The following is an 8,247-nucleotide window of genomic DNA, read 5'->3' as shown; positions in this document are numbered from 1 at the left end:
GTTAAGCCTTAGTCTGGTCAGAATGGCTTACCGGATTTCTCCCGCAAGCCTCGTGCCTTAAGGCCGAGGTTCCTGACAATTGCCGAACTCCTGAGACTGTCTAATGCTAAGAGTTTAATCTTATCTGTCCATTGTACAGCCATTCGCCAGAAGGCATTCGGTTAGATGCTGAGGCTGAATATCGAGCTTTTAATTTTTAATTGCCGTGGGGCCTCGTTCCCAAGCTTGATGTCCTCTCCCCCTATAGGGTTTATGATTGAGAAGCAGCGGTTGACCGACTACGGACACCGCAACCATGCTTCACCCAACGGGCTTACTCTATGGCAGCGCTGAATCGCTCTACTTTTCGTCGGCTACAAAACTTACCTCAAATTCCCAGCGTGTGGGAGGGCGATCGCCGACCCTTATCTAATGCTGACTCGCACATGATGCTAGATGACGATGACGTTCTAGAAGCCGGTGGTGAGTGCATTCTCTGGGTGGACGGTTCTGAAGGCGTCGTGAGGGCTATGGACATGGTAGGCCCAGATGCCGGCCCAGAGGCGATCGTCCGAGCTCTGCTGCGGGCAATGGAACATCCCCAAAGTCCGGCTCCCGCAGTCCGCCCCCAAAAAATAGTAGTCAAAAACCGAGAAATTCAATTTTATCTGCGGGGCGTACTTCAAGATTTAGGTATTTCCATTGACTACGTGCCGGAATTGCCCCTAATTGACGAAATATTTCGCGGCATGGAAGAGGTCGCGATCAACCGGCCTCCCGATTTGCCACCTCAGTACGCTGAAGTCTTAATGGAAAAAGCTGCTCAAATCTGGCAAGATGCTCCGTGGCGGACTTTGAGCGAACACCAAATTATATCTATTGAAATCAATCAGTGGGATGTCGGGAGCCTCTACGTGTCCGTATTGGGGCAAGGCAGAATGGATTACGGAGTTTTGCTGTACCGCTCTCTAGAGTCCTTGAAGCGGTTTCGAGAGCGAGTCGTCAACGATGATTCTTTTGAAGATTTAGAACAGGCTTTTTTAGGGCAAGACTGTTTGTTCCTCACATTTGAAAGTGCTGCCGATATTGATGAGGACGACGACGAAGAAGAAGAAATTGATTTAGCCGATTTGCCTCCATCGGAAATTGAACCGAATTTTGGCAACCTGCATCCTTTAGAAGGATTGCGATCGATTCTTTACGAAGAAGAAGCCCTGACAATGTTAGTTGCTCTCGAAGCATTTCACCGCTTTTTCCGCAACAGCCGCCGGAAATTGGGAGCAGAGACGTTTCCCAATATTAACAGCCGCTACCGCATCCCAGTTCCCCAATCAGACGGGGAAACTCAGCAGGCGTCCGTTAAAGTTTCGACGATGCCTGATGTGTCCGACGAATTATTACAGATGCTCGGGGATGACGATGATGATGACGATGATGATGAATTTGAAATGCCACTGCTGCGGGACGATTTGGTGCCGCAAAATTCATTTTTGAGTCTCGGCGCCGTACCTTGGGAAACGGTAGACTTCCTGCGCGCAAGTGTCCAGTTTCACCAAGGTGCAGAAACTGATATTAATATCGCCGGAGATGGTTTGCCGGTGGTGATGATCCAAACTTCTCATCCGAAGGCTAAAACTATGATTCAGGATTTGAAAGAAGCTGGAGGGGTGAAGGCAATTGGTTTTAATCCGGGCGAAAATCCTTTTCAGGATGAGCAATACGACTTGGGCATTTTGCAAACTAAAAATGGGGATCTGTATTTGTTTGGGGAGTTTAATGAAGACGATCCGGTGCATCAGGAAGCTCGCAAAAAGTGGGATCGCCGCTGTAAATTAACGAACGGTTGGTGCGGTTTGATTATTGCTAAAGGGTTGATGGGTGCTTCTCGCGGTCAGCCTCAGTTTAAGGATATGGTGGCTTTGCTTGAGGTGCGCTGGGTGTCGGCTAAAGAGTTGGGAATTGGGCCGCTTCAGTTGATGCCGATGTTTTGAAGGAAGAAGGAAGTTCGGCAACGGATTCTGTAACGGATGTAACGGATGTAACGGATGTCAGGAAGAAGGAAGACGAAATAAAGAAGACGAAAGAAGGAAGAAGGAAGAAGGAATATGTAAAAGTAATATGTAAGGTGCGCATTGCGCACCCTACTTAGTGAATTATTCAGGAGAATGATTGTGTCAAATTCTACTCAAAAGCGAGAAGTGTTAGTCGCCCTTGATGCTGAATTCGCTGATAAAATAGACCAGCTTACTGATAATTGGACGGAGGCGATCGAACAAGCTCTCCGTCTCTGGTACGCTAAGCAAATCGAAGATAAGTTGCGGAAGTTTTATCAAAACCGCAGCCAAGAAGATATTGAGGATGAAAAAGAGTGGTTTAATTTTGTAGAGGAACAGATAGAAGAAACATGGAGCAGCGATGGACTCTAACTCAACAGCGAACACTTATCCTCGCCAAGGTGAGATTTACCTTTCAAGAGCTTTGCGTCAGTTAGGAGATACCAAAAAAAGACCTGTAGTTGTGGTTTCTCCCGACATCCGCAACGAGTTGACCGATTCTGTAATTGTTGTTCCTTTCACAAGTAACCTTGCAGGAGTAGAAAATCCTACTCGCGTCTTGATTCCTGCGGGTGAGGGAGGATTGCAAGCTGATTCTCTAGCTGTATGTGAAAACGTTTCTGCTTTGCGACAGACATTTCTAGAACAAGGCCCTTACGGTCAAATTAGTGCTGTGTCTTTGGCAAGAATTCAGAGGGCTGTACAAGTGTCGATCGGCATTTACGAACTTTAATAATATTTCCGATCTTCTAAATTTTGTTACAATTTGTAAAAATACTGTAAAGGATAGGTAAAATGCGGGTTGCGATCGCAGGTGCGGGACTGGCTGGAATGACCACAGCAGTCGATTTAGTGGATGCCGGCCACCAAGTAGAAATTTTTGAATCCCGCCCCTTTGTCGGCGGCAAAGTCGGCAGTTGGGTAGATCCCGACGGCAATCACGTTGAAATGGGTTTGCACGTCTTCTTCGGCTGCTATTATAACTTATTTGCCCTGATGAAAAAAGTGGGAGCATTTGACGATTTGCTCCTCAAAGAACACGTCCACACTTTTATCAATCGAGGCGGCGAAACCGGTTCTTTAGATTTTCGCTTTCCGGTGGGTGCTCCTTTGCACGGATTGAAGGCATTTTTCACGACATCTCAGCTATCGGTACAAGACAAAATTCAAAATGCGATCGCCCTGGGAACTAGCCCGATCGTCCGAGGTTTGATAGACTTTGACGGGGCAATGAAAACTATCCGCGATTTGGATAAAGTTAGCTTCGCTGACTGGTTCCGCAGTCAAGGTGGCAACCAAAACTCGCTCAAAAGAATGTGGAATCCGATCGCCTACGCACTGGGTTTTATCGACACCGAAAATATTTCTGCCCGGTGTATGTTGACAATATTTCAATTCTTTGCATCGAAAACCGAAGCCTCTGTCATGCGGATGCTGGCCGGTTCTCCCAACGAATATTTGCACAAACCAATTGTGGAATATTTGGAAAAGAAAGGAGCAAAAATTTACACGCGGCGCAGAGTCCGAGAAATTCAGTTTGAAGAAGGCGAAGAAACCCGCGTGACAGGCTTGCTAGTAGCCAACGGCGAAACAGAAGAAACTATTACCGCCGATGCTTATCTTTTTGCATTAGATGTGCCGGGAATTCAGAAAATATTGCCCCCAGCTTGGCGCAAATGGTCGGAATTTGACAACATTTATAAGTTAGATGCGGTGCCAGTTGCTACAGTACAATTGCGGTTCGACGGTTGGGTAACGGAACTGGAAGACGAAGCCAAGCGCAAACAGTTGAGCCACGCTGTAGGAATCGATAATTTGCTATATTCAGCAGATGCAGATTTTTCTTGTTTTGCAGATTTGGCGCTGACAAGTCCCAAGGATTATTATAAAGAAGGACAAGGTTCGCTTTTGCAGTTGGTGCTGACACCGGGAGATCCGTTTATTAAACAAAGCAATGAGGCGATCGCCCAACACGTACTCAAGCAAGTTCAGGATTTATTCCCGTCAGCGCGGGAATTAAACATGACTTGGTACAGTGTAGTTAAGCTCGCTCAATCTTTGTATCGGGAAGCACCGGGAATGGATGTTTTCCGCCCTGCTCAAAAAACTCCGATTGCCAATTTCTTTCTAGCAGGAAGTTACACTCAGCAAGACTACCTTGATAGCATGGAAGGAGCGACTCTTTCAGGTCATCAAGCGGCTAAGGTAATTCTCGAAGCTTACACTCATTAGTCAGTTGGCAGTTGGCATTAGTCATTAGTCATTAGTCATTAGTCATTAGTCATTAAGCTGTTACGCATTTAAAATAGTATTGTAGGGTGCGTCAGCCCTATCTTGTTTCCCTTGCTTAGTAAGTGTTCTAGCTGACGCACCCTACAGGCCTCGTTAGCGGTTTAAATGTCGAACAGCTTAGTCATTAGTCATTAATCATTAGTCATTAGTCATCAGTCATTAGTCATTAGTCATTAGTCGATCGAGTGAAAAATGTAAAATGCTAAAAGCTAATGACTTTCTCTCGTTCCCAGGGAGAGCTTGGGAACGAGAAAAACAAGAAAGAAACAATTCTTCAATCTAAAATCTAAAATCTAAAATCTAAAATCCCATGACTGATTGGTTAGAACACAGCGTACAAGTAGAAATAGCAATTCCCATCGAATTAGCGTGGGAACTATGGTCAGATTTAGAGCAAATGCCGCGCTGGATGAAGTGGATCGAATCAGTTCGCATTCTCGAAGACAACCCGGAATTGTCTCGCTGGAAACTCGCAACTGGCGGGTTAGAATTTAGCTGGCTTTCTCGGATTCTCAAAGTAGTCCCGAATCAGATAATTCAGTGGGAATCGGTAGACGGTTTGCCAAATCGGGGTGCGATCAGATTTTACGATCGCAAAAACAGCAGCATTGTCAAACTGACGGTAGCTTATGGAGTTCCCGGCTGGCTGGCAAAATTGATGGACAATTCATTTCTAGCGCGAGTAGTTGAATCGACTCTTATGGCTGACTTGGAAAGGTTTAAAGAGTATGCTCTGAATGTTAAAGCGACATCTTAAATTCTGAGGACTCAAGTCCTTTGGTTTTTAATTGTAACGCGAGAGTCGATCGCCCCCCGGCCTCAGTATCATAGAGATGTGCTGCTGATTCCTTCTCGGTTCAGTTATGAGTTACTGCCTAAACCCCGCCTGTCAAAACCCGCAAAATGCCGATCGTACCCTATTCTGCCTGAATTGCGGCACCAAACTGTTGCTCAGAGAGCGTTACCGCGCCATCAAACCCCTCGGGCGCGGCGGTTTCGGTCGCACTTTTTTAGCAGTAGACCAAGACAAACCCTCAAAACCGCGCTGTGCAATTAAACAGTTTTTCCCCCTATCCCAAGGTACCAGCAGCAGCGAGAAAGCAGCAGAATTATTCAACCGAGAAGCAGTGCGGCTGGACGAGTTGGGGAAACACCCGCAAATTCCCGAACTGCTGGCACACTTTCAGCAGGAACGCTATCAGTATTTGGTGCAGGAATTTATAGAAGGCGAGAATTTACAGCAAGAGTTGGCGCGGAATGGCCCTTTCAGCGAAAGTCAGATTCTCAGTCTGCTGAAGGATTTATTGCCAGTATTGCAGTTCGTGCACGATCGCAGTGTAATTCACCGAGATATTAAACCGCCCAATATTATCCGCCGCATTTCTCAAACTCCCCTCTTTTATACTTACCCAGCATTAACTGGGGAATTAGTTTTAGTTGATTTTGGCGCTGCAAAAGTTGTGGAGGGTTTGAGAGAAACCGGTACAGTCATCGGTTCGCCCGAGTTCGTGGCGCCGGAACAAATTAGAGGTCAAGCGGTTTATGCCAGCGATTTGTACAGTTTGGGAGTAACTTGCCTTTATTTACTGACTCAAATATCTCCTTTTGATTTGTTTGATATCAATCAAGATGTGTGGGTTTGGCGAGACTTTTTGAAGGTTCAAATCGATCGGAAACTAAGCCGCATCCTCGACAAAATGATCGAACCGAGTCTCAGTCGCCGCTACAAATCTGTAGCTGATGTTCTCCAAGATTTGCAGCCGCAGCATTCGCCTGTGCAAATTCCCCCAACCCCGGCGCCAAGAACAATTCCCGCGCCGCAGAGGACGCCTGTAGTGCAGAATGCAGTGCCGCCAACGATTGCAGGCACAATTTTACCTGTGCCGCCGATGCAGCGGGTTGTACCCGCACGCGCGCCTACTTGGAGGTGTGTTCATACTCTGGTAGGGCATTCCAATGCTGTCACGTCGGTAGCTTTCAGTCCCGACGGCGCGACTTTAGCTAGCGGCAGTGAGGACAAGACGATCGAGATGTGGAAGTTGGATGCGGGTAAGCGGTGGTACACTCTTACGGGTCATTCTGACTGGGTGACTTGTGTGGCGTTTAGTCCTGATGGCGCGACTTTGGCTAGTGGCGGCCGGGACAAAAAGATTCATATTTGGGATTTGAATAAGGGTAAGTGGTGGTACGCTTTGACGGGTCATTCTGACAGGGTTTCTGCTGTGGCGTTTAGTCGGGACGGTCAGGTTTTGGCTAGCGGCAGTCGGGACAAAACTGTACAGTTGTGGAATTTGAATAAGGGTAAGTGGATGTCGGCTTTGACCGGTCACGCTGGCGGGGTGGAGGCGGTGGCTTTTAGTGCTGGCGGGGAGTTTTTGGCTAGTGGCAGTCGGGACAAGACTGTGCAGTTGTGGGATTGGCAAAATGGTCGATCGATTTGTACTCTGGCAGAGCACGGGGATTGGGTGCGGGCGATCGTTTTTGCTGCGAACTCCCCCAACTCCCTTGCCGGTCAGACCCCCCCCAGCCCCCCCTTGGTAAGGGGGGGAGTAGGAGAAGGATCGGTTTTGGCGACGGGGAGTCGGGATGGTACGGCGAAGCTGTGGCGGGTGGATGCACAGGGGCGAGGTACTCTGCTGCGGAGTATGAGGGACAATTCTGGGGATGTTTTGTGTGTGGCGTTCAGCCCGGATGGTGGGGTTTTGGCGACGGGGAGTCGGGATGGTTCGATTTATTTGTGGGATGCTGCTACGGGGGGTTTGCTGGAACTTCTGACGGGGCACGGGGGGGAGGTTTTGTCGGTGGCGTTTAGTGCTGATGGGGCGAGTTTGGCTAGCGGTGCGGGCGATCGAACTGTGAAGATTTGGCGGGTTGGGAATTAGGGCGGTGGCTGTGGGTGGCTTGAAAAATTTTATATTTATGCTTGACAGGCGATCGAATGTTCTGCTATATTAGGAATTCGTGAGGACGCATAGCTCAGTTGGTTAGAGCACTACGTTGACATCGTAGGGGTCACTGGTTCGAGTCCAGTTGTGTCCATGAATTTCAATCATTTAGAAATCAAGGGTTTTAGGTTTCCCGTCCTACCGAGAGTCTGGTCTTTCGCTAGACAATTAACCTATTAGTTAGATAATGAACTTAAAAATCTGACGCACCCTACTGAATCAGAATCAAATGATATTAGAGCATTGGAGACTTTACCATGACTCAAGCGATATCGAAGTTAATGAGTTTTGATGAATTTCTGGAAGGAAAAGCCGAAACCGGACGCTATGAATTACATAACGGAGTTATTGTTGAAATGCCAAATCCAACTGGTAAACATTCAGCGAGCGCAGGTTTTCAAGCGATAGAATTGGGTTTAGAAATCAGGCGATTACAACTTCCTTACTTTATTCCGAAGGAATGTACAATTAAATTTAACGATAACTCTGGCTACGATCCCGATGTGATTGTATTAGATAAACAAGCCGTAGAAGCCAATGAGTCTCGATGGGAAAGAGAATCAGTTATTACTCAGGGAAATTCGGTTAAATTAGTTATTGAAGTAGTCAGCACAAATTGGCGCGATGATTATGCACATAAAATGATTGATTATGAAGCATTAGGCATTCCTGAATATTGGATTGTAGATTATTTGGGTTTAGGGGGTAGCCGTTATATTGGTTATCCGAAACAGCCTACTTTATCGGTTTATCAGTTAGTAGATGGTGAGTATCAAATTAAGCTGTTTCGGGGAGATGAAAGAATTGAATCAGCGGTGTTTCCCGAGTTGAATTTGACCGCTAAGCAAATTTTTAACGGTGGATAAGTGCTGAGGCGATCGCATAGCTCAGTTGGTTAGAGGTTAGAGTCGATAGGGGCGTTGCCACCCCTACCTCTCCTTCAGAACGGAACGTGAAACTTTCGCTTCATTCCGCTC

At 47.0% G+C, this 8,247-nt stretch carries 7 protein-coding genes and 1 tRNA gene; all 8 read left to right on the top strand.

Annotated features, from left to right (window positions below):
- Positions 1–320: 320 nt before the first annotated feature.
- The 8 genes from QUB70_RS30435 to QUB70_RS30400 all read left to right on the top strand — a co-directional run bounded on the left by QUB70_RS30435 (position 321) and on the right by QUB70_RS30400 (position 8,136).
- A complete protein-coding gene (locus QUB70_RS30435; protein ID WP_332985455.1) occupies positions 321–1,970 on the top strand; it encodes a DUF6930 domain-containing protein in 1,650 nt (549 codons plus the stop codon).
- Between the two features lie 180 nt (positions 1,971–2,150).
- Entirely contained in the window at positions 2,151–2,405 is a 255-nt protein-coding gene (locus tag QUB70_RS30430; protein WP_332985453.1) for a hypothetical protein, read from the top strand.
- On the top strand, positions 2,395–2,766 hold the full coding sequence (locus QUB70_RS30425; protein ID WP_332985451.1) for a type II toxin-antitoxin system PemK/MazF family toxin: 372 nt from the start codon (positions 2,395–2,397) through the stop codon (positions 2,764–2,766). The genes QUB70_RS30430 and QUB70_RS30425 overlap by 11 nt, the downstream gene beginning before the upstream one ends.
- 62 nt (positions 2,767–2,828) lie before the next feature.
- Positions 2,829–4,265, top strand: coding sequence for a 9,9'-di-cis-zeta-carotene desaturase (zds, locus tag QUB70_RS30420; RefSeq protein WP_332985450.1), 1,437 nt, complete (start codon positions 2,829–2,831; stop codon positions 4,263–4,265).
- A gap of 370 nt (positions 4,266–4,635) precedes the next feature.
- Complete coding sequence (locus tag QUB70_RS30415) at positions 4,636–5,082, top strand: SRPBCC family protein (protein ID WP_332985449.1); 447 nt, start codon at positions 4,636–4,638, stop codon at positions 5,080–5,082.
- A 106-nt stretch (positions 5,083–5,188) separates the two neighbouring features.
- Positions 5,189–7,207 carry a serine/threonine-protein kinase gene (locus QUB70_RS30410; RefSeq protein ID WP_332985447.1) on the top strand — a complete coding sequence of 673 codons (2,019 nt, stop codon included), beginning with the start codon at positions 5,189–5,191 and terminating at the stop codon, positions 7,205–7,207.
- Positions 7,208–7,290: 83 nt separating this feature from the next.
- Positions 7,291–7,364, top strand: a tRNA-Val gene (locus tag QUB70_RS30405).
- Between the two features lie 163 nt (positions 7,365–7,527).
- Positions 7,528–8,136 (top strand): Uma2 family endonuclease, encoded by a 609-nt coding sequence (locus QUB70_RS30400; RefSeq protein WP_332985446.1) that lies wholly within the window; start codon positions 7,528–7,530, stop codon positions 8,134–8,136.
- Positions 8,137–8,247 lie beyond the last annotated feature (111 nt).

This window comes from Microcoleus sp. A003_D6, from assembly GCF_036702825.1.
In the GTDB taxonomy this organism is placed as follows: Bacteria; Cyanobacteriota; Cyanobacteriia; order Cyanobacteriales; family Microcoleaceae; genus Microcoleus.
This window is presented reverse-complemented; position numbering and strand designations above follow the sequence as displayed.

Coding starts and splice junctions, on each gene's coding strand:
- QUB70_RS30435 (WP_332985455.1), top strand. CDS start 321: ATGGCAGCGCTGAATCGCTCTACTTTTCGTCGGCTACAAAACTTACCT.
- QUB70_RS30425 (WP_332985451.1), top strand. CDS start 2,395: ATGGACTCTAACTCAACAGCGAACACTTATCCTCGCCAAGGTGAGATT.
- zds (WP_332985450.1), top strand. CDS start 2,829: ATGCGGGTTGCGATCGCAGGTGCGGGACTGGCTGGAATGACCACAGCA.
- QUB70_RS30415 (WP_332985449.1), top strand. CDS start 4,636: ATGACTGATTGGTTAGAACACAGCGTACAAGTAGAAATAGCAATTCCC.
- QUB70_RS30410 (WP_332985447.1), top strand. CDS start 5,189: ATGAGTTACTGCCTAAACCCCGCCTGTCAAAACCCGCAAAATGCCGAT.
- QUB70_RS30400 (WP_332985446.1), top strand. CDS start 7,528: ATGACTCAAGCGATATCGAAGTTAATGAGTTTTGATGAATTTCTGGAA.